At 72.6% G+C, this 1,677-nt stretch carries 1 protein-coding gene; it reads right to left on the reverse strand.

From position 1 onward, the window contains the following. Positions 1-1,677 (reverse strand): acyltransferase domain-containing protein (locus tag AQJ64_RS49495; RefSeq protein ID WP_159060382.1); only part of this gene is annotated, 1,677 nt, incomplete at both ends.

Below are 1,677 nucleotides of genomic sequence, written 5' to 3' on the forward strand. Positions count from 1 at the left end.
TCGGCCTGCCGTGCGGCGGTCGATCGTGCGGGGCAGGTCGATCAGACCGCCCCAGCGGTCGGATGCCTCCAGCGCCGCCACGCGGCCCAGACCCCAGACCGCCCCTTGCGGCACGTCGACGGCTCCGTCGGAACGGCCCACGGCCACCGCGCCCCGGGTCAGCGTCCACAGCGGAGCCGTCACCCCCGCATCACCCAGCGCCTGCACCAGCGCCAGCGAACCCGACACGCCCACCGGCACGCCGTCCCCGGACACCTCGTCCGACAGGGCGAGCAAGGACACCACACCGGCGACCGACGCCGTACCTTCCAGCCGCTCGGCGAGCCGCGCACGGTCCATGGCGGCCTCGTAGGCGAACCGCTCCACCACGGCACCTCGGGCTGCCAGAGCGTCGAGCACCGCCTGCGTCCACGCGTCCACGGCGGGCCCGGCCGGCTCGATCACCAGCCAACGCCCGGACAGCGTCGCGGAACCGGAGACGTCGGCCAGCGGCCGCCACTCGACCCGGTAGCGGGAGCGGTCCACCTCGGCCTGTTCCCGGCTCTGCCGCCGCCAGGAGGTCAGGGCCGGCAGCACCGCACCCACGACCTCCTCCCCCAGCTCCAACGCCCCCGCCAGAGACTCCAGGTCCTCCCGCTCGACCGCCTCCCAGAAACGGGCGTCGATCTCACCCCCGGCACCGGTGACCGGCTCCGGCCGCACGACCTGCGGCCAGTACCTCCGGTGCTCGAAGGCATACGTCGGCAGCTCCACCCCGCCGACGACGGGAAGCAGGGCCGACCAGTCCACCTCCGCGCCACCGGTGAAGACCGAGCCCACGGCGGCCATCACCGACTCGGCCTCCGCCCGGTTCCTGCGCAACACCGGCACGAACAGACGCCCGTCGTCGGTGACACAGTCCTCGGCAAGCGTGGCAAGGGTGCCGTCGGGCCCCACTTCGAGGTACCTGGTGACGGTCTGCTCGGCGAGGGTGGCCACGGCGTCCGCGAAGCGGACAGTGCGGCGGACGTGCTCCACCCAGTGGTCCGGCGACATGAGCTCGTCGCTGACGGGCGCACCGGTCACCGTGGAGACGACGGACAGCGCAGGACGGTCGTAGGAGAGGTCTTCCACGACCGCCCGGAAGTCGTCGAGCATCGGTTCCATCAGCGGGGAGTGGAAGGCATGGCTCACCCGCAGCGCCGTGACCTTGCGGCCCTGGCCACGGAAGTGGTCGGCGATCTCCTCGACCCACTCGGCCGCGCCCGAGATCACCACCGCCTGCGGCCCGTTGACCGCCGCGATGCCCACCTCCTCGCCGAGCAGGGGCAGCACCTCGTCCTCGGTGGCCTGGAGCGCGACCATCGCACCGTCGGCCGGGAGCGCCTGCATCAGCCGGCCGCGCGCCGCGACCAGACGGCACGCGTCCGCCAGCGACCACACGCCCGCCACATACGCGGCCGCGATCTCACCGATGGAGTGACCGGCCAGCACGTCGGGGCGCACACCCCACGACTCCAGCAGCCGGAACAGGGCCACCTCGAGCGCGAACAGGGCGGGCTGCGCGTACTCCGTACGGTTCAGAAGATCCGCGTCCTGGCCGAACACGACTCCTTGGAGGGGCAGTTCGAGTTCCGGGTCCAGGTGGGCGCACACGGCGTCGAAGGCGTCCGCGAAGACCGGATACTCCTCGTACAG

It is taken from the genome of Streptomyces griseoruber (assembly GCF_001514205.1).
Classification (GTDB): Bacteria; Actinomycetota; Actinomycetes; order Streptomycetales; family Streptomycetaceae; genus Streptomyces; species Streptomyces griseoruber.